General features: G+C 73.1%; 15 protein-coding genes. 11 read left to right on the forward strand and 4 right to left on the reverse strand.

The features are described 5' to 3' along the window. Positions 1-106: 106 nt before the first annotated feature. Positions 107-640, reverse strand: coding sequence for a TerD family protein (locus tag V5O46_RS28505; RefSeq protein ID WP_332887597.1), 534 nt, complete (start codon positions 638-640; stop codon positions 107-109). 156 nt (positions 641-796) lie between these two features. On the opposite strand from V5O46_RS28505, the gene V5O46_RS28510 reads away from it, so the two are divergent. The 3 genes from V5O46_RS28510 (at position 797) to V5O46_RS28520 (ending at position 3,106) form a co-directional block, all read left to right on the forward strand. Further along, on the forward strand, positions 797-1,402 hold the full coding sequence (locus V5O46_RS28510) for a YdbC family protein (protein ID WP_332887598.1): 606 nt from the start codon (positions 797-799) through the stop codon (positions 1,400-1,402). A 123-nt stretch (positions 1,403-1,525) separates the two neighbouring features. Beyond that, complete coding sequence (locus tag V5O46_RS28515) at positions 1,526-2,185, forward strand: histidine phosphatase family protein (RefSeq protein ID WP_332887599.1); 660 nt, start codon at positions 1,526-1,528, stop codon at positions 2,183-2,185. Between the two features lie 12 nt (positions 2,186-2,197). After that, a complete protein-coding gene (locus V5O46_RS28520; protein ID WP_332887600.1) occupies positions 2,198-3,106 on the forward strand; it encodes an ADP-ribosylglycohydrolase family protein in 909 nt (302 codons plus the stop codon). Between the two features lie 318 nt (positions 3,107-3,424). Here V5O46_RS28520 and V5O46_RS28525 read toward each other — a convergent pair whose 3' ends face one another. Beyond that, a complete protein-coding gene (locus V5O46_RS28525) occupies positions 3,425-4,972 on the reverse strand; it encodes an MFS transporter (RefSeq protein WP_332887601.1) in 1,548 nt (515 codons plus the stop codon). A gap of 187 nt (positions 4,973-5,159) precedes the next feature. Between V5O46_RS28525 and V5O46_RS28530 the strand changes: the two genes are divergently transcribed. The 3 genes from V5O46_RS28530 to V5O46_RS28540 all read left to right on the forward strand — a co-directional run bounded on the left by V5O46_RS28530 (position 5,160) and on the right by V5O46_RS28540 (position 7,261). Further along, positions 5,160-5,780, forward strand: a complete 621-nt coding sequence (locus tag V5O46_RS28530; protein ID WP_332887602.1) for a TetR/AcrR family transcriptional regulator — start codon at positions 5,160-5,162, stop codon at positions 5,778-5,780. An 81-nt stretch (positions 5,781-5,861) separates the two neighbouring features. Then, on the forward strand, positions 5,862-6,563 hold the full coding sequence (locus V5O46_RS28535) for a ribonuclease HII (RefSeq protein WP_332887603.1): 702 nt from the start codon (positions 5,862-5,864) through the stop codon (positions 6,561-6,563). A gap of 68 nt (positions 6,564-6,631) precedes the next feature. Next, positions 6,632-7,261, forward strand: a complete 630-nt coding sequence (locus tag V5O46_RS28540; RefSeq protein WP_332887604.1) for a hypothetical protein — start codon at positions 6,632-6,634, stop codon at positions 7,259-7,261. A 429-nt stretch (positions 7,262-7,690) separates the two neighbouring features. Here V5O46_RS28540 and V5O46_RS28545 read toward each other — a convergent pair whose 3' ends face one another. Together V5O46_RS28545 and V5O46_RS28550 are read right to left on the reverse strand one after the other, a co-directional pair. Further along, positions 7,691-8,305, reverse strand: a complete 615-nt coding sequence (locus V5O46_RS28545; protein WP_332887605.1) for a hypothetical protein — start codon at positions 8,303-8,305, stop codon at positions 7,691-7,693. A 310-nt stretch (positions 8,306-8,615) separates the two neighbouring features. Continuing rightward, positions 8,616-10,781, reverse strand: a complete 2,166-nt coding sequence (locus V5O46_RS28550) for a RecQ family ATP-dependent DNA helicase (RefSeq protein WP_332887606.1) — start codon at positions 10,779-10,781, stop codon at positions 8,616-8,618. Between the two features lie 131 nt (positions 10,782-10,912). Between V5O46_RS28550 and V5O46_RS28555 the strand changes: the two genes are divergently transcribed. The 5 genes from V5O46_RS28555 to V5O46_RS28575 all read left to right on the forward strand — a co-directional run bounded on the left by V5O46_RS28555 (position 10,913) and on the right by V5O46_RS28575 (position 19,012). Then, a complete protein-coding gene (locus V5O46_RS28555) occupies positions 10,913-12,460 on the forward strand; it encodes a DUF4192 domain-containing protein (protein WP_332887607.1) in 1,548 nt (515 codons plus the stop codon). 244 nt (positions 12,461-12,704) lie between these two features. Beyond that, positions 12,705-14,759 carry a glycogen debranching N-terminal domain-containing protein gene (locus tag V5O46_RS28560; RefSeq protein WP_332887608.1) on the forward strand — a complete coding sequence of 685 codons (2,055 nt, stop codon included), beginning with the start codon at positions 12,705-12,707 and terminating at the stop codon, positions 14,757-14,759. 131 nt (positions 14,760-14,890) lie between these two features. Beyond that, on the forward strand, positions 14,891-15,649 hold the full coding sequence (locus tag V5O46_RS28565; RefSeq protein ID WP_332887609.1) for an NUDIX hydrolase: 759 nt from the start codon (positions 14,891-14,893) through the stop codon (positions 15,647-15,649). 112 nt (positions 15,650-15,761) lie between these two features. Further along, positions 15,762-17,963, forward strand: coding sequence for an ABC transporter ATP-binding protein (locus V5O46_RS28570; protein ID WP_332887610.1), 2,202 nt, complete (start codon positions 15,762-15,764; stop codon positions 17,961-17,963). 161 nt (positions 17,964-18,124) lie between these two features. Beyond that, complete coding sequence (locus V5O46_RS28575) at positions 18,125-19,012, forward strand: FadR/GntR family transcriptional regulator (RefSeq protein WP_332887611.1); 888 nt, start codon at positions 18,125-18,127, stop codon at positions 19,010-19,012. The last annotated feature ends 278 nt before the right edge of the window (positions 19,013-19,290 follow it).

Genomic DNA, 19,290 nt, shown 5'->3' on the forward strand with positions numbered 1-19,290 from the left:
GAGCGGGCCTGTTCCGGGGACCGTGGGTAAGGGGCGGCTCCCAAGACGGTCGCCCCTTACATCGCATGGGCCCTGCGCGCGGGACACTGCCTCGCGCGCGGACTGCTCAGGGCCTGCGTGCCGCGCCCATTGTGCGGGTGAACGTCGCCGGATCGCCCTCGAAGCCGTGGACGCCCGCATGGAAGTCCCACGCCCCCGTCCCGTCCCGGACGAACTCCGCGACCGTCGCCGCAGTCGCCCCCAGCACCCCGCCGAAGTCGTCCGTGGCCAGGTCGGTGTAGCCCTCGCGGATGCGCAGCCCCGGGTTGCCCACCCCGACGAAAGTGCGCTCTCCGGAGCGCTGCTGGATGACCGCACCGACCACCACGCGCGCGTACCGCGGGTCCAGTCGCTCCAGCTCCAGCGTCATGACCTCGTCGAAGCCGAAGCCCTTGCCGTCCTTGCTGTCCCGGTTGAGATAGATGGTGCCGTCGGGGGAGCGGCTGTCGAAGTGCACGACATAGGCCGGATCGCCGTACGGGTCGCCCGCCGGGTACGTCCCGGCGACCAGATCCAGGTCGCAGGGCGGCTGCCCGGCGGGACTCGGGTCCCACCGCAGTGCGACCTCGACCTTGCGGATCCCCTTGCTGAGGCCGTTCACGAACTTTCCCCTTCCCGCTGCTCCGCCCCGCTCGTCACCACAACTGGCGAGCGGTGACGGCCGGTTGTCCATCCTGCCACGCGGGTGGGGGCGGACGTGGGAGTGCGTCCGCAGGAGAGTGACCGGGGCCACGCCCGGTGGCCTTACCATGGCGCGGTGCTGGTCAAGTGGATTCGCTGCACCGTGGTGGACCGCCGTGGGTTCGAGCGGGGACAGCGAAAGTGGGCGGGGCTTCCGGGGGAGCCGGGATTTCGCGGGCAGGGCGGAGGCTGGAGCCGCGGGCGGCCGGGCGTGGCCCATGTCTTCGCCTTCTGGGAGAGCCGGGCCTTCTACGACTCGTTCATGGCACGGTCCCACGACCGGCTCGCCGCGGCCCAGTCCGGCACCTTCAAAGACGCGCAGGCCCGTCTGTTCGACCACCGCTTCGACGTCAAGACCGGATTCGAACCGCGCTTCACCGACGCCGATCTGCTGCGTGTGGCGCTCTGCCGGGTCCGCGAGGAACGGGCCGAGCACTTCGTGCTGATGCAGGAGAAGGTCTGGAATCCCGCGATGGCCGGTTCGCCCGGCATGGTCCGGGGCCTGTTCGGAGAGGCGCCCGGGCACGGGTACCTGGTGCTGTCGATGTGGCAGTCGTCCGCCGAACACGGCAAATACCGCACCGAACGGGTGGAGCGGCTTGCCCTGCGTGCCCAGACGGAGGCCGACATCGCGGCGCTGACGGGGGACATCGTGGAGCTGGAGCCCTCCTGGACGGTGTGAACGCGACGTCCGGCGGGCTCGCAGGGCCCGGACGCGTGCGGGACGTAGGGGGCGTATGTGACATACGCCGTACGGCGCCGGTGCGGGTGCTCGGCCGTGGTGTGTCCGATCTAGGGTGCTGGCATGGCACGACCACGGCGCATCGTTCTTGTCCGGCACGGCGAGTCGACCGGCAACGTCGATGACTCCGTGTACGAGCGCGAGCCCGACCACGCGCTGGCGCTGACCGAGCGGGGGCGGCGGCAGGCCGCGAGGACCGGCACGGCACTGCGTGAGGCGTTCGGGGGCGAGCGCGTCAGCGTCTATGTCTCCCCCTATCGGCGGACCCACGAGACGCTGCGCGCCTTCCGGCTCGACCCGGGACTCATCCGTGTGCGCGAGGAGCCCCGGCTGCGCGAGCAGGACTGGGGGAACTGGCAGGACCAGGAGGACGTGCGCCTGCAGAAGGCGTACCGGGACGCCTACGGTCACTTCTTCTACCGCTTCGCCCAGGGCGAGTCCGGTGCCGACGTCTACGACCGGGTCGGGAACTTTCTGGAGAGCCTCTTCCGCAGCTTCGAGGCCCCCGACCATCCGCCGAACGTCCTGCTGGTGACCCACGGCCTGGCGATGCGGCTGTTCTGCATGCGGTGGTTCCACTGGACGGTCGCCGAGTTCGAGTCGCTGTCGAACCCGGGGAACGGCGAGGTACGGATGCTCGTTCTCGGTGAGGACGGCAAGTACACCCTTGACCGGCCGTTCGACCGCTGGCGAGATCCGGAACCGTACGGGATCACCGGATAGAGTGGCAGAGCGATGACCGCACACCCCGCACCCGACGGGCGCCTGGAGCGCGCCTTGGCCAGCCTGCGCGGACTCTCCGTGGGTGACGCGCTGGGCTCGCAGTTCTTCGTGCCCGCGCACTATCCGCTGCTCAAGCGCCGCGAGCTGCCACCGGGGCCCTGGCAGTGGACCGACGACACCGAGATGGCGTGCTCCGTCGTCTCCGTGCTCGTCGCCCACCGGCGCATCGACCAGGACGCCCTGGCGCGTTCCTTCGCCGAGTACCACGACTTCGACCGCGGTTACGGCCCCGCGGTCGACCGCCTGTTGCGGCTGGTCCGGGAGGGCGGCGACTGGCGGGAGCTCGCCTCCGCGCTCTTCAACGGCCAGGGCTCCTGGGGCAACGGCGCCGCGATGCGGATCGCCCCGCTGGGCGCGTGGTACGCGGACGATCCCGAGCAGGCCGCCCACCAGGCCGAGATCTCCGCCTACCCCACCCACCAGCACCGGGAGGCGGTGATGGGCGCGATGGCGGTGGCTGCTGCCGCCGCCCTGGCCGCTGCCCCCGGCGGGCCCCCGGGCGCCGACGCGCTGCTGGACGGAGTGATCGCGCTGGTGCCCAAGAAGAGCGCGGTGGGCGCGGGGCTCCGGCGGGCCCGGGACATGCTCGACTACGGCGACGGGGCCACGGTCGCAGCGGTACTGGGCTGCGGTCGGCGCACGACCGCGCATGACACCGTGCCCTTCGCGCTCTGGTCGGCCGCGCGGGCCCTCGGCGACTACGAGAGGGGTTTCTGGGCGACCGCCCAGGTCGGCGGCGACATCGACACCACCTGCGCCATCGTGGGCGGGGTGATCGCCGCCGGCAAGGCGGGGGCACCGCCCGCCGAGTGGACCGGGCGGACGGAGGCGCTGCCGGACTGGGCGCCCGCATCGCCCTGAACCTTTCCGAAACTCTCCGTGCCGGATGGGAACTCTGCGTGACCGGCCAGGCGTTGGACGGTCATGGAGAGCCTGCTCGTCCCGGTTGCCAAGACGTTCGTGCTGCTGCCGTCCGCCGCGGACCTTGTCGGCGTACCGCTTCGCGTCGTGTCGCTCGCCGTCGTCTCGTTCATCGTGGTGAGGGCCGCCATCGGGCCGGTGCTCTTCGGCGCCCCCTGCAGGCCGCTCGGGTCTGTTCGTGCGGGCCGGAGCGGTGGCCGCAGGCAGCCGCCCTTGACGCCTGCCTGCGAGTGCCGTCCGGCTCCCACGGTGTTGCGTTCAGCCGACACCCGGACCGGCGGAGCCGGAGAGGGCCTCCAGATCGCTCTTGCGGACCCTGATCACCAGCCAGGCCGTGGCCAGGGCGACCACGGACATCGCGGCGGCCGGGACGAAGGCGGCGGAGATGCCCTGTGCCAGTACCTCGTGCCCCCAGGGTGCGGGAAGCTGCTGCGTCCTGGAGAACTCCGCCTGCTGCTCCGGCGAACTGCCGGTGAGGAAGCCCGGCAGCTGCTTCTCCGTCTCGTCCCGCCCGGCCGTGCCGAACACCGTGGTCAGGATGGCCAGCCCGATGGAGCCGCCGACCTGCTGTGTCGCGTTGAGCAGCCCGGAGGCCGCCCCGGCCTCGTGCTGGGCGACACCGGAGACCGCGGTGAGCGTCAGGGTCACGAAGTTCAGCCCCATGCCGAAACCGAAGACCAGCATGGGACCGAGAATCCCGCCGGCATAGGAGCTGTCCGAGCTGATCAGGGCCTGCCAGGCGAGTCCGGCCGCGGCGAGGGCGGAGCCCACGAGCATGAAGGGCTTCGGACCGAAGACCGGCAGGAGCCGCTGCGACAGGCCGGCGCCGAGCGCGATCACCACCGTGACCGGCAGGAAGGCGAGGCCCGCCTGGATCGGGCTGTAGCCCAGCACGTTCTGGACGAAGAGGACGATGTAGAAGAACATGCCGAACATCGCTGCGGCCAGACACAGCATGATCACATACGTCCCGGAGCGGTTCCGGTCGGCGAACATCCTCAGCGGGGTGATCGGTTCCTTGGCGCGGGACTCGATCAGCACGAAGGCCAGCAGCAGTACCGCGGCGGCCACGAAGGAGGCGATGGTCAGGTTGTCGCGCCAGCCCTCTTCCGCCGCCCGGATGAATCCGTACACGAGCGAGGCCATGCCGGCGGTCGAGGTCACCGCACCGGCGATGTCGAAGCGGCCGGAGTGGCGCTCCGACTCGCTGATGTACAGCGGCGTCAGTACGGCGATCAGGACGCCGATGGGCACGTTGACGAAGAGCACCCACCGCCAGTCGAGCCACTCGGTGAGCATGCCGCCCGCGAGGAGGCCGATGGCCCCGCCGCCCGCAGACACCGCGGCGAAGACGCCGAAGGCGCGGTTCCGTTCCGGCCCTTCGGGGAACGTGGTGGTGATGAGTGCCAGCGATGTGGGGGACGCGACGGCGCCGCCGATGCCCTGCAGGATGCGTGCGGCCAGCAACTGCCAGGGTTCCTGGGCGAAGCCGCCGAGCAGCGAGGCCAGGGTGAAGACCAGGATGCCGGTCATGAAGACGCGTCGCCGGCCGAGGATGTCACCGGCCCGGCCGCCGAGCAGCAGCAGTCCGCCGAAGGTCAGCGTGTAGGCGCTGACCACCCACGTCAGGTCGGTGGTGCTGAACCGGAGCGCGTCTTGAATGTGCGGGAGCGCGATGTTCACAATCGTCGCGTCGAGTACCACCATGAGTTGGCAGGCCGCGATGACGGTGAGTGCGATGCCGGGACGCCCCGCCCGGCGGGCCGCACCTGGCTTGTCGTGTTCGATCAACGGAGAGGTAGTCACAATGGGTCCCCCACGAATGCCTTAGTGAACGCTTGCGTTCACTGCCCTCCGTACCGTAGTGACAGCCCAACAGTGAACGCAAGCGTTCACTTGTGGTGCCTTTCCGTGGCCCGTCCCCCAGTTGGGGCCGCGCGGCGCCTCGCTCGCCCCCGGAACGTCCGCTCTCTTCGCCTCTGGAGACAGCCCCATGGTTACTTCGCACGGGGAGGCCGCCTCCGCTCAGTCGGCCTCCCGTCGTCGCGGTGCGGTGCTCGAACGTGCGATCCTCGACGCCGCGCTGGAGCAGCTCAGTACCGTCGGCTGGAGCGGCCTGACGATGGAGGGTGTGGCGGCCGGTGCGCAGACCGGCAAGGCTGCGGTCTACCGCCGCTGGCCGTCCAAGGAGGAGCTCGTCGCGGATGCTTTGCGGTCCGGGCTGCCGAGCTTCGACACGGTGCCCGACCTGGGCGGCGTGCGCGAGGATCTGCTGGCGCTGTGCCGCCGGGCGCGCGACGCGATGTTCTCCCGCTCCGGATTCGCCGTGCGATCGGTGATTCACGAGTGTGACAATCTGCAGGCGGAGCGCTTTCATGGAGTGATCCTGCGGGGGGTCGTCGAGCCGACGCTTCACATGCTGCGCGAGGTTCTCGCCCGGGGAATAGCGCGAGGTGAGGTGCGCCCTGATGCGGCGAACGACTATGTCTTCGATGCGATTCCGGCCATGATGATGTACCGCTCAAAAGTTTGCGGTAGTGAATGGCCGGACTCGGATCTGGAGGAGATGATCGACCGGTTGATGGTCCCGCTGCTGCGGCCGGACGGCACCTGACGGCGGTCCGCGGCCCTTCCCGTGCCACAAGGGGAACCGGGGTGTCGAAGCCCGGGGGCGGCGGCGTACGCTAAGGGCGCCATGCCGTACGAACCGCCTACTCACACCGTCGAGCGCTCACTCCGCGCCACGACCGGAGCGAAGGTCATTGCCGGCGTCGACGAGGTGGGGCGTGGTGCCTGGGCCGGGCCCGTCACCGTCTGCGCCGCGGTCACCGGGTTGCGGCGGCCCCCCGTCGGGCTCACCGACTCCAAGCTGCTCACCGTCAAACGGCGTACCGAACTCGCAGCGGAGCTGCGGGCGTGGGTGACGTCGTACGCCCTGGGTCACGCCTCTCCCGAGGAGATCGACGATCTGGGGATGACGGCCGCGCTGCGCCTCGCGGCGGGGCGCGCCCTGGAGACGCTGCCGGTACGGCCGGATGCCGTCATCCTCGACGGCAAGCACGACTATCTCGGGGCGCCTTGGCGGGTCCGTACGGTGATCAAGGGCGACCGGTCGTGTGTGGCGGTCGCGGCGGCCTCGGTGATCGCCAAGGTCCAGCGCGACAAAATGATGGCCGAACTGGGTATCGACCATGCAGACTTCGGTTTTGCGGACAACGCCGGGTATCCGTCGCCCGTCCACAAGGCCGCACTGGCGGAGCGGGGACCCACCCCGTTCCACCGGTTGTCGTGGGCGTATCTTGATGCGCTGCCCCAGTGGCGGCATCTCAAGAAGGTCCGCAACTGGGCGGAGGGAAGCGTTCCGGAAATCGAGGGCCAGCTCGGTTTCGGTTTCTGACGGTTCCGCTCGCACGTATGTGCCACCCGCCGATGCGGGCCGCACCCACGTTTGATAAATATCAGCCCATGCCTCTCATTCCCGAGGAGCCTCAGATTCACGAGAGTGCCCAGGGTCCCCGCGCCACTCCGGCCAGCGGCCGCAGCGCGCCGACCCCCCGCCCCGTACCCGGCCCCCGTCCCGCGGCTCCGCCGCGTCCCGGCCGTCCCGGTCAGCACCGGGCCGCGCCTCCGACGCAGCGCACGCCCCGCGACACGGCTGCGCCGAAGCCCAAACCGTCGGCCCCGGCCGCGGGCGGCGCCTCGGCCACCCCGCAGATCCAGCTGATCCCCGCCTCGGTCGACGGTGCGCTCGACGCCGCCGACGAGGCCGTGGACCTGCTGCTGGACTCCGGTCGTGGCCCTGGTGACGTGCTGGTGCTCACCACCGGCGAACCGCACCCATGGGCCGCCCACGAACTGTCCTTCGGCGAGACCGCCTACTGGGCTCAGCACGACGCGGGCGACGACGTCTTCTACGCGGAAGCCGCCGTCGCCGATCGTGCCGGGGCCCGACCCGTGGTCGTCGTCGCGCTCAACGGCGGGTCCGAGGCCGCTGCCTCCACCGCGCTGTCCCTGGCGCACGCCCGGGCCGGTGCCCTGCTGATCGTCTGCGGCGATCCGGAGCGCATCAACTTGGTGCTGGGCGCGGGCGTCTGACCGACGCCGCCGCCTCCGGCGGGCGTCGGGGTGCGGTGCGTTGCCACCGCGCGGCCACGGGCGCGGTGGCGTTCTTGGCGTGCCCGAGGCCGGTCCGCCGGCATGCTGCGGGGCCTCGGCGTTCGTCGCCGTGTGCCCGGCTGTTTCCGCGGACGGGCCGGACCCGGAGCGACCGGACCGGGAGCGACCGGGGGATCGGGAACGGGAAACGGGAACGGCCGGAGCGTCGATGGCGGCGCCGCACGTGGCGTGGGTGCGGGGTGCCGCTGGTGCGCGCCTGGCCGTGCGCCCAAGGCGGTCGACCGGCCGTGCGGCGGCCGGGCGGCGGACATGCTGCCGGAGACGCCGGACCTGCTGCCGGGGACGCCGGATGTGCTGCCGGAGACGGTGTACTGGCCGGACGGTGCCTCGGAGGGCGTCGCCGGTCGGTCAGCGGGCGGCGGCCCGGCGCAGTACCTCGGACGGGGCGCCGCCGGTGCGCGGTGGTGCAGGTGAGGCCCCAGCCGTGGCGAACTGCTCCGGTGCCGATGCCGTGTTCGGGCGTCGGCCGCCACGGCCCTCGCCGAGCACCTGCCAGCCGTCACGGGTCAGGGTGATGTACGCCCCGCAACGCAGTCCGTGCAGGGTGCAGGCGTCCCGCAGGCCCCACATCCACGCGCCGTCCTCCTCGGTCCAACGTGCGTCGCCGTCGCGGCAGTAGAGCAGCACAGCGGTGCGCACCGGTGTACGGCGCCGCAGATCGTGCGGGATGACCCGGCGGAGCTGTGCGAGCAGGGCGTTGCGGAACAGCCAGCCGTCGGCTCGGGCGGAGCGGCTGGTGAACGAGGCGCTGGCGCACAGCCGTTCGTCGGGGTCGAGGACCGCCACCACGGCGGTGGCCGAACGGGGCCGGTGCCGGGAGTGCAGTCCGCTGACGACCTCCCGGGGATTGCGCAGCAGCGGGATCCCGGCGGCGGTCCACTCCGCCGGTTCGAGCACGCGGCCGGCGGATGCCGCGGACGGCGACAACGATGCCGCTGAGGACGGAGCGAGTCCGAAGGTCACGTTCCTCCCTTCGGCTACGCGCCCATACTGCGGGCGGGGTCGGATTCGGGGGAGCGCGCACCGCAGCGAAGCCCTACCGGATCACGGACGAGCCGTGCGGGGAGCGGAACCCAATTCTTCCTGCGGAACCGGGATGCGGCAACGAGCAATTGGAACGGCGGACCGATATCTGACGATGCACGTCCTATATCCCTGCCCGGTGCCGCATCCCCCGACGCACAGGTCACGCGGGCCCGACACGTTCGTACGCGATCGGGGCCCGTGCCGTCCAGCGGGCGGTGGTCCGGAGTGTGGTGATGGCCGGAAGCGATCAGCTCTGCACGGCCAGGACCAGCGGCAGCACGTCCTGGGCGCCGGCTCGCCGGAGCAGCCGTGCGGCGACCGCCAGAGTCCAGCCGGTCTCGGTGAAGTCGTCCACGAGGAGCACCGGGCCCGGTTGCTCGGCGAGCGCGGACGCCAGCGCGGGTGGCACGGACAGCGCACCGTCGAGCGACTTCAGCCGCTGGGCGCTGTTGCTGCGGGAGCCGCGCGCCGCGTCGCCCGCGCACTCGACCGTGCCCAGCAGCGGCAGCCGGCCGATCTCGGCGATCCGCTCGCCGACGGACCGGATCAGCAGCGGCCGGCTCTGCGAGGCGACTGTGACCACGCCGACGGGCCGCGCCCGGCCGTCCGGCGCCCCGGGCGCCCAGCCGCCAGGCTCCTTCGCCCAGTCGGCCAGCACCCCCACGACCGCCTGGGCGACGTCGTCCGGCACGGGGCCGTCGGGGGCGTGGGGTGCCAGCATCGGCCGCAGCCGGTTGCCCCAGCCGATGTCGGACAGGCGCCCCAGAGCCCGGCCGTGACCGGCCTGTTCGGCCGGAGGGATACGCCCCTTGAGGTCGATGCCGATCGCCGGGAGACCGGTCGGCCACATCCGGCGCGGCTCCACCTCGACACCGGCCCGGCCCAGGTCGGCGCGTGCCGCGTCGAGGGCGCCTGCGGAGGTCTCTTCGGTGAAACGCGGGCCCGCGCAGTTGTCGCAGCGGCCGCAGGGCTTGGCGCCCTCGTCGTCCAGCAGGCGCTGCAGGAACTCCATGCGGCAGTCCGCCGTCGACGCGTACTCGCGCATCGCCTGCTGCTCGGCCTTCCGCTGCCGGGCCACCCAGGCGTACCGCTCGGCGTCGTAGGCCCAGGGCTGCCCGGTCGCGGTCCAGCCGCCCTTGACCCGCCGCACCGCACCGTCCACGTCGAGGACCTTGAGCATGGTCTCGAGCCGGGACCGGCGGAGCTCGACCAGGGGCTCCAGAGCCGGCAACGACAGGGGCCGCTCCGCGCGCGCGAGGATGTCGAGAGTGCGGCGCACCAACTCCTCGGAGGGGAAGGCCAGAGACGCGAAGTACTCCCAGATCGCCTCGTCCTCGCGGCCCGGCAGCAGGAGCACCTCGGCATGCGCCACACCTCGCCCGGCGCGCCCCACCTGCTGGTAGTAGGCGATGGGGGAGGAGGGGGAGCCCAGGTGCACCACGAAGCCCAGGTCCGGCTTGTCGAAGCCCATGCCGAGCGCCGAGGTGGCGACCAGGGCCTTGACCCGGTTGGCGAGCAGGTCCTCCTCGGCCTGCTGCCGGTCGGCGTTCTCCGTCTTGCCCGTGTACGCGGCGACGGTGTGCCCGCGGCGCCGGAGGTGGGCGGTGACCTCCTCGGCGGCGGCTACGGTGAGGGTGTAGACGATGCCCGACCCCGGCAGCTCGTCGAGGTGGTCGGCGAGCCAGGCCATCCGGGCGGGGGCGTCCGGCAGCCGGAGCACGCTCAGGCTCAGGCTGCCCCGGTCCAGCGGCCCGCGCAGTACCAGGGCGTCGGAGCCGCCGCCCGTACCGAGCTGCTCCGCGACGTCGGCGGTCACCCGGGCATTGGCGGTGGCGGTGGTGGCCAGCACGGGCACGCCGGGTGGGAGGTCCGCCAGCATCGTGCGCAGCCGACGGTAGTCGGGGCGGAAGTCGTGGCCCCAGTCGGAGATGCAGTGTGCCTCGTCGACCACGAGGAGACCGGTCGCGGCGGCGAGCTTCGGGAGCACCTGATCGCGGAAGTCGGGGTTGTTGAGCCGCTCCGGACTGACCAGCAGCACGTCGACCTCGCCCGCGGCGATCTCGTCCTGGACCGCCTCCCACTCTTCGGTGTTGGAGGAGTTGATGGTCCGTGCACGGATGCCGGCCCGGGCCGCGGCCCCGACCTGATTGCGCATCAGCGCGAGCAGTGGGGAGACGATCACCGTGGGGCCGCCGCCCCGGGCCCGCTGCAGCGCCGTGGCGACGAAGTAGACCGCCGACTTGCCCCATCCCGTGCGCTGGACCACCAGGGCTCGCCGGCGCTCGGCGACGAGGGCCTCGATCGCCCGCCACTGGTCCTCGCGCAGCCGGGCGGCCCCGGAGGCATCCCCGACCAGGCGTGCCAGGACCGTGTCGGCGGCCGTCCGAAGATCCGCATTGCTCGTGTGCTCCATGCGTTCCATCAAACAGGACGGCACTGACACCGTGCGGGCGAGTGGTGAGTGCCGACGAAGGGTGACGTGACCCTGACCAGAGTTTTCCACAGGGGCAACCGGAGGATGACATTCCGCGAGATCGTCGGGCCATGACGAACGACAGCGGCACCACAGGATCCTCCGGGAACGGCGACATCACCCGGCGCGCCCGGCCGACGCAGCCGGCCCCGGCGCCCCGAGAAGGACGCGGTGACGAGCAGCAGGTCACCCTGCGCACCCCGGCCGAGCTGGCCGACGCCCTGCCCTACCTGCTGGGCTATCGCCCCGAGGACAGCATCGTCCTGGTCGCCCTCCGCGACCGGGACGGGCGCGGACGCTTCGGCGGCCGGGCCCGCCTCGGGATCCCCGCCCACGCGGACGACTGGCCGGCCGCGGCCCGGCAACTGGCCCACGGCCTGGTGACCGGCAGCGAGCGCCGGGGCGCCCGGCCCGAGCAGATGGTCGCCTATCTCTGCCAGGAACCGGGACGGGGCGAGTCCGGCCGCCAGGTCATGGAGCGGCTGCGCCCACTCGCCCAGAAACTGCGCGTCGAGTGCGGCGCCCTGGACGTGCCCGTGGTCGAAGCACTGTGCCTCTCGGACGGCTGCTTCTGGTCCTACTGCTGTGACGACCGCACCTGCTGCCCGGCCGGGGGGACCCCCATGGGACCGCCCGGCACCTCGGTGCTCGCCGCCGCCGCCGCATACGCCGGCATCCGGGCGCCCGGCACGCTGCGCGACCTGCACGCCCGGCTCCTCCCCTGGGAGGGCGACGCCGCCGTCGAGCAGGAGGCCGCCCTCGACACCGCCGGACTGTCACTGGTCCCCCGGATCCTCGACGAGCCCGGTCGTGGGGAAGTGGCTCGGGAGACGCTGGATCTGGCGAAGCGGGTCATGCACCGTCTGGCCGACGCGTCGCCGGTGTCCGGCACGGCCCCGGCCGACCTCCGTGACGACGCCCTGCTCGGCCATGACGAGGCCGCCGCCCTGATCCTCGGCCTCCAGGACCGCACCACCCGGGACCGGGCGGCAGCGTGGATGGAGGGCGAGGAGGCCGGCCCCGCCCTGCGGCTGTGGCGCGCCCTCGCCCGGCGCTGCGTCGGACCGTACGGCGAGCATGCGGCACCGCCGCTCACCCTCGCAGGCTGGGTCGCCTGGTCCACCGGTGACGAGCTGGAGGCCCGGGAGGCGCTGGCGATGGCGATCGGCGCCGACCCGGATTACCTGTTCGCCCGTCTCCTGCACCAGGCGTGCAACGAAGGGCTCGATCCCGAGTCGATCCGTCGGTGCCTGCGCGCGGAGCGCGGCGACCGGATGGGTGCGGAGCCCGGCACGGAAGGCGCCGACCGCATGGAAGGGGGAGCATCCGCAGCCGCACCGGACGCCCGGGCCCATCACCGCCGCCGTACCCGTTCCCGGGCATCGGCCGACGCCGGAGCGCGCCGTGCCGGTGCGCTGGAGCGCGGTCCGGGCGCCGCCGGAGCGCATCCAGGCAGCCCGGCCGGGCAGGAGCGGCCCGGCAGCGCACGGCCGGGTCGTGCGCAGTCGAGGAGCAGGGCGTCGGCGGCGGGCGGGCGCGCCGTACGCAGGCCGACCGCCACCGGAGGCGACCCGTACCGGGGAGACGACCGTGGCCGGGGAGGCGACGGACCGGGGTGAGCGGCACCCCGGGGTCCGGCTGCGGGCGTGTCACCAACGTCCCGGGACAGCACACCCGGACCGTGCCTCTGCCCGCGCACGGCCGTGACCCGGACGACGGCCGGGCCGTTCACCTGAGTGGCGGAGCGCCGGGACAAGGCGTGCCGCCCGGACCCCGGCAAGTCCGGGGGCGCGCACCGGCCCGTCCTGCACCCGCCGCGACCACCACACCGCCCGGCGGATCGAGCACAGAGGAAGCCAGCCCATGTCTCAGCCGAATCCGCCCTCCGCCGCGGGGCGAAGCAGTCCCGGAAGCAGAAGAGCCGCGTCGGCCGCTCCCCGGAGCGCCCCGCAGTCCGGGGGCCGACGGCCGGTCGATCTGCCGCCCACTCACACCGGTCTGATCTGCGTCGCGCTGCCGGGGCTGGTCGTCTCCACGGACCAGGGGCAGCTGACCGGGCGGGGCCTGGAAGGGTTCTACCGTTCGGGGCGGCGCCTGCTCTCCCGGTGCCGGCTGCGGGTGGCCGGTCGGGAGCCGCTCGCGGTGCAGGCCCGGATGACCGCCGCGGACCGCGCGCGGTTCGTCGGGACGCTGAGGGTGTCCCTCGCGCCGGGACCCGACCCGGAGGTCGTGGTGGAGCGGACCCGCCATGCGGACGGCACGGAGCGGATCACCCTGCACAGCTGGGCCGCCCGCCCCCTCCGCCTGCCGGTCGAGCTGGACCTCGGTACGGATCTGGCCGACCTCGGTGCCATCGCCGTCGGCGGTGCGGGGGCGGATCTGCCCGCCGGTGTCCACGACGCGGGATTGCGCTGGACCAGTGGTGCCGGGGCCGCGTCGGTCACGGCCGAGCCGCCGCCCACCGACGCGGTGGCCTCGGCGGGTCTGCTGCGGTGGGAGTTCGATCTGCCCCCGGGGGGCAGCGCCGGCCTGGAGCTGCGGGTGCGCCCGGACGGGGCGGGACCGGTCCGTCCGGTGGGCCGGGCGGCCACCAGCCCGCTGTCCCCGGTGCAGGCGACCGGCGACGACCCCCGGGTCTCCGCGCTGCTGCGGACGAGCATCGAGGACCTCCGGGCACTGCTGCTGCGCGACCCGGCCAGGCCCGGCGACGTGCATCTCGCGGCCGGCGCACCCTGGCGCTGCGGCCTCGCCCCCGCCGAGGCACTCGCCGCGGCCAGGATGGCGCTGCCCCTGGGCACGGGTGTCGCCACCGGGACGCTGCGTGCCCTCGCGCGTACCCAACTCCCCCGCGGCGGACCGCGGTCCGGCATGATCCCCGGGCCGCTCCGCGACGCTGGCCCCCACCTTCCACCGTGCTGCACCGGAACGGAGGCCACCCTGCTCTTCCCCGTACTGCTCGCCGAGGCCCGCCGCTGGGGACTGCCCGACCCCGACACGGAGCGACTGCTCCCGGCCGCCGAACGCTGTCTGACGTGGCTGCGGAACACCGCGGGCGACGGCCCGTACCTGCCCGACCCGCAGCCCGGCGGCCCGGCCCGCTGTGAGACCCAGGCACATGCGCACCGTGCCGCGCTGCTCGGCGCCGATCTGCTCGACGCCTGCGGCCGGCCCGGTGGCGCCGAGCTGCGGCAGTGGGCCGAGCAGCTGCGAGCGGCGTTCCGGCAGGACTTCTGGGCCGAGGACCTGGGCGGAGGCCGGCCCGCGGCCGCCCGCGCACCCGACGGGCGCCTCGTACCGCGCCTCGGCGCCGCCGCGGCCCATCTCCTCGACACCGGGCTGCTCGGCGGAGGCACCCACGCGCCGGGGCTCCTGGACAAGGCGCAGACCGACCAACTGGCGCGACTGCTGGGCGGCCCGGCCCTGGACTCCGGCTGGGGACTGCGCTCGCTCGCCCGCAACGAGGCCGGGCACAACCCCTTCGGCCATCGCTCCGGTGCCGTAAGGGTGCATGAGACGGCGGTCGCCGTGGCGGGCCTCGCCGCCATCGACCATGAGAAGGAGGCGAGTTCCCTGCTGCGGGGCGTGCTGGCCGCAGCCGACGCCCTCGGCCAGCGGCTGCCGGAGATGTACGCGGGGGAGCAGCGCACTGAGGGCAGCGCCCCCCTGCCGCACCCCGCCGCCTGCCGGCCCGCGGCCACCGCGGCGGCAGCCGGAGTCCTGCTGCTGACCACACTCGCGGGGATCCGCCCCGACACTCCCGCCGGGACGGTCACCCTGCGCCCGGTGCGCACCGCACCCCTCGGCGAGATCGGTCTGACGGGGCTGAGGATCGCGGGCGCCCCCTTCTCGGTACGGATCAGCCGGCTCGGACTGGCCATGGTCGAGGAGGCCGGGGCCGGACTGCAGCTGGGGGCGTGACCTGGCATGACACCCCGCCGCACGACCGCCGGGAAGGGGCTGGAGAGCGCATGCCGCTCCGCAGTGGACCAGCCGCCGATGCGACGGGACAAGGACGTGTTTATCGTCAGGCAGACGACTATGATCGCGGCATGCCCTACGACCCGTCAGCCTTTCCGCCCTTCGCCGTGACCGTGGACCTGGTCGTACTGACCGTACGCCGCCATGCGCTGTGCGCGCTGGCGGTGCGCAGGGGCGAACCGCCGTTCCAGGGCCGCTGGGCCCTGCCCGGCGGTTTCGTACGGGCCGACGAGGATCTGGCACAGGCGGCGGCACGGGAACTGGCCGAGGAGACCGGGCTGCGCGTCCACGACCCCGCCGCACCCGCCCACGACAACGGCGCTCATCTCGAGCAGCTCGCGACCTACGGCGACCCCGAGCGCGACCCCCGGATGCGCGTGGTCAGCGTCGCCCATCTCGCCCTCGCACCCGACCTGCCGGCGCCGCGGGCCGGCGGTGACGCCAGCAACGCCCGATGGGCCCCCGTCGAGGAGCTGCTGGAGCAGGCCGGCTACGGCCGCGACGGCGAGGCGCCGGCACCACTCGCCTTCGACCACGCCCTGATCCTGGCCGACGGGGTCGAGCGAGCCCGCTCCAAGATCGAGTACTCGTCGCTGGCCACGGCCTTCTGCCCGCCCGAGTTCACCGTCGGCGAGCTGCGCCGGGTGTACGAGGCGGTCTGGGGCGTGGCGCTCGACCCGCGCAACTTCCACCGTAAGGTCACGGGCACACCGGGCTTCCTCGTCCCGACCGGCGGCACCACGACCCGCCAGGGCGGCCGCCCCGCCCAGCTCTTCCGGGCCGGCGGAGCCACCCTCCTCAACCCCCCGATGCTGCGCCCCGAAGTGTGACGCGGGGTGCCTTCAGGGCAACCCGCAGGATCGGGCGGCAGCACCGCAGGACCATCGATCCGAGGCCCTGTGGTGACCGAAAAAACCGACATACCGCGCTATCTTGCTTCGGGTGATCGAGGCCTTCGGACTGACCAGCAACCCCCGCAAAGAGGTTCCGCCCGCTGTCGACGACGTCTCGTTCGAGGCACGGGCGGGCTGCGTCACCGCGCTGCTCGGAGCACCGGGCGCCGGAAAGACCACGGCGCTCAGACTCATGCTCGAACTCCAACCGGGCCGTGGCATCACCCACTTCCGTGGCCGCCCCCTGCACCGCATCGCACACCCGTCCCGCGAGGTCGGCGTCCTGCTGGGCGATGTGCCGGGGCATCCCGCCCGCACGGTCCGGGGCCATCTGCGCATGCTGTGCGCGGCGAGCGGGGTGCCGGTCCGGCGCGCGGACGAGGTCCTGGAGACCGTCGGGCTCGCCGGCCTGCGCGACGAACGCCTCGGTACGCTCTCCCGCGGCATGGACCGCCGCCTCGGCCTGGGCTGCGCCCTGCTGGCCGACCCGCACACCCTCGTCCTGGACGATCCCGCCGGTGAGCTCTCCGTCCGGGAGAGCCGTTGGCTGCACGGTACCCTGCGGGCGTACGCCTCCCAGGGCGGCGCGGTTCTCTTCGCCACCGCGGACCCCAAGGAGGCCGCGCGCACCGCCGACCGGGTCGTCACGCTGGAGCAGGGCAGAGTCGTCGCCGACCAGGAGGCCGGGGACTTCTCCCGCACCCGGCTGCGCCCCCGCGTCGCGGTCCGCACCCCGCACGCCGCCCGCCTGGCCGCGCTCCTCACCAAGGAGGCCCGCACCGACCGGCGTTCCGTCGAGGTCGTGCGAGAGGGCGGCAACCGGCTCTCCGTGTACGGCAGCACCTGCGCCGACATCGGCGAGACCGCCTTCCGGCACGGCATTCTCGTACACCAACTGGCCGACGAGGTGGGCGACATGGGCCCGGGGGGTGCGGAGGCGCCGGTGACGCCGGAATCCTCCGAGGCGCATGACATGCCAGCGGCCTCTGGGGTGCATGATGTGAACGGGGCTCTTGAAGCGTTGAACGGGGCCTTTGAAGCGCCCGATGCATATGAGGCGCATGGGACCTCTGAGCCCCCTGACGCACATGCGTCCTCCGAGGCGCACGGAGCGATGCACGAGGCGCGCGCAACCCAGGAGCCCCGGGCCGCCGCGGATCGGCTCGCATCCGAGGCTCGGGGTTGCGACGCGGTCGGCCGGGACACGGCCCGCCGGGACGAGGCGGAAGAACCCACCACCGAGCATCAGACCGGCGATGCCTGCGCGAACGTCGCCGAGCCACCCTCGCCACCGGAAGACCACCCGGGCCTCGCTCCCGCCCCTCCACCCCCCGGGGCCGGCGCCCCGCCGGCGTCCCCGGCCGCATCCCGGACCCCGGCCGCATCCCCGGCCGCCCCGCGCTCCGGCCTCATCCCCGGTGACGCCGGCTCCCGCAGGGCGGCTGGCTCCCCACTTCCGCCCCCCATCTGCGTCCGCTCCGCCCCGAGCCCTCTGCGTCCGCTCCGCTACGAGCTGCGTCGCACGGCCGGCATCGGCACGGTGTTGCGCACGGGGGCCGCCGTGCTCCTCGTCTCCGCCGTCACGGCCGTGGTGTCCGCCCGCACCGGGCACACCCCCCAGCCGCGGCTGCTCGCCGCCTGGCCGCGGGAACTGCCCCTGCCGCCTGCGGCGCTCGGCGCGGGACTGCTCGGCGCGCTCGCCTTCGGCGACGAGTTCCGCCACCCCGCCCTGGCGGCGGACCGCGGCACCGTGCCCCGCCGGCTGGGGCTGCTGACCGCCAAACTCCTCGTCTCCGCGGCGACCGCGCTGCTCCTGGCCGCCCTCACCGTGGCCTGGAACACCGAGGTGCTCCATCTGTTCTACGGACGAGAGATCGCACAGGTTCCCGCCGACTGGCTGCCCCTGACCGCAGGTTGGGCCGGGCTGGTCGTCGGGTGCTCCTGGGCGGGTGTCCTCGCGGCGGGCCTGTTCCGGTCCACCACGGCCGGGCTCGCCGCGGTGGTCGCCGTTCCTGTCGCCGTCGTCCCCCTCGTACACAGGGTCTGGGACGGCCCGTCCGTGCGGACCGCCGCCGGATTTCCGATGCGGGTCCGTGAGGTTCTGCTGACGCAGTGGCCCTTCGGCGGGGAGCAGTACGTGGCCGTCCTGCTGCGGGTCGTGGCCCAACCCGTGGGCAGCGCGCTCGCGTTGTCCGTGACCGCTCTGCTCTGCGCCTACCTGCTCACGTCCCTGCGCAGCCGGGTCCGGTGACAACCGTCGGTGACCTCCCGTCCGGCCCTGTGCACAACTCCCCGGGGAAAGCCCATTTCTTTCCGATAAGGCGTCAATTGCGACGGGGTGAGCGATCACCCTTTCGTGTGCTTTTCACCAAAGCCCTCAAGGGAGTTGGGAGTGACGCCGACAAAGGATGCGTGAGTACCCTTGCGCACACCATGATGACCGCCGCCCGCTCCGCCGACTCAGGCATCGCGAACCCGGGCGAACTCGACCGCTACCCCTACGCCGACGCGCCCGCCGTCGACCGCGTCGGGGCCCCCGCCTGGGAAGGGGCGGACCCCGAGCTGGGCCGTGTGGGCCGGCGCGCCGCCGGCAGCCGCGGACGCGGACTGCACGGGCAACTCGTCCAGCAGCTCGGCCAGATGATCGTTTCCGGCGATCTGGGTGCCGACCGTCCGCTGGTCCCCGAGGAGATCGGTCAGCGGTTCGAGGTCTCCCGCACCGTCGTCCGTGAGTCGCTGCGTGTTCTGGAGGCCAAGGGCCTGGTCAGCGCCCGGCCGAACGTCGGCACGCGGGTACGTCCCGTCAGCGACTGGAATCTCCTCGATCCGGACATCATCGAGTGGCGGGCCTTCGGTCCGCAGCGCGACGACCAGCGCCGCGAGCTCAGTGAGCTGCGCTGGACGATCGAGCCCCTCGCCGCGCGCCTGGCCGCCGGGCACGGGCGCGAGGACGTCCAGCAGCGCCTGGCCGACATGGTCGGGATCATGGGGCACGCCATGGGGCAGGGCGACACGCTCACCTTCTCCCGTGCCGACGCCGAGTTCCACACCTTGCTCATCCAGGTCGCGGGCAACCGCATGCTGGAGCACCTCTCCGGGATCGTCTCCTCCGCCCTGCAGGTCTCCGGCGGGCCGGTCACGGGCTGTGACCGGCTGAACGACGCCACGCTGGCGCAGCACGGCCGGATCGTCGACGCCCTCGCCACGGGGGACGGCGCGGCGGCGGAGACGGCCATGCGGCAGCTGCTCACGGTCCATCCCGAGGTGGAGCGCGTGGTGCCCGCCCCGCGCGAGCACTGAGCGCGTTCCGCCGTGGCGGCGCGATGCCCCGGGGCGGGGCCGGACCCCTCCTACGGTCGCGCCCGGTCACCCTGCCGCCGCCCCGTCGGACCCCGCAGGATCCACCCGGTTCTGCGGGGTCCGACGGTGAGATGAAGGGGGGCGGACTTCCGATGGGACCGGCCCGATCCCGGGGTCGGCACCGGCCTGCGGCCAGGCCGGTGTCACCCTTGACCCTATGTGTTCCTTCCTGACCGGATTTGAACGCTTACGGGGTGTGACTCGGGCCACGCGGATTG

Origin of the sequence: Streptomyces poriticola, from assembly GCF_036689765.1 — a bacterium.
Classification (GTDB): Bacteria; Actinomycetota; Actinomycetes; order Streptomycetales; family Streptomycetaceae; genus Streptomyces; species Streptomyces poriticola.

Bases quoted from the DNA above. Each gene is read 5' to 3' on its own strand.
- V5O46_RS28515 (WP_332887599.1), top strand. From the start codon at position 1,526: ATGGCACGACCACGGCGCATCGTTCTTGTCCGGCACGGCGAGTCGACC.
- V5O46_RS28520 (WP_332887600.1), top strand. From the start codon at position 2,198: ATGACCGCACACCCCGCACCCGACGGGCGCCTGGAGCGCGCCTTGGCC.
- V5O46_RS28530 (WP_332887602.1), top strand. From the start codon at position 5,160: ATGGTTACTTCGCACGGGGAGGCCGCCTCCGCTCAGTCGGCCTCCCGT.
- V5O46_RS28535 (WP_332887603.1), top strand. From the start codon at position 5,862: ATGCCGTACGAACCGCCTACTCACACCGTCGAGCGCTCACTCCGCGCC.
- V5O46_RS28540 (WP_332887604.1), top strand. From the start codon at position 6,632: ATGCCTCTCATTCCCGAGGAGCCTCAGATTCACGAGAGTGCCCAGGGT.
- V5O46_RS28550 (WP_332887606.1), bottom strand. From the start codon at position 10,781: ATGGAGCACACGAGCAATGCGGATCTTCGGACGGCCGCCGACACGGTC.
- V5O46_RS28555 (WP_332887607.1), top strand. From the start codon at position 10,913: ATGACGAACGACAGCGGCACCACAGGATCCTCCGGGAACGGCGACATC.
- V5O46_RS28560 (WP_332887608.1), top strand. From the start codon at position 12,705: ATGTCTCAGCCGAATCCGCCCTCCGCCGCGGGGCGAAGCAGTCCCGGA.
- V5O46_RS28565 (WP_332887609.1), top strand. From the start codon at position 14,891: ATGCCCTACGACCCGTCAGCCTTTCCGCCCTTCGCCGTGACCGTGGAC.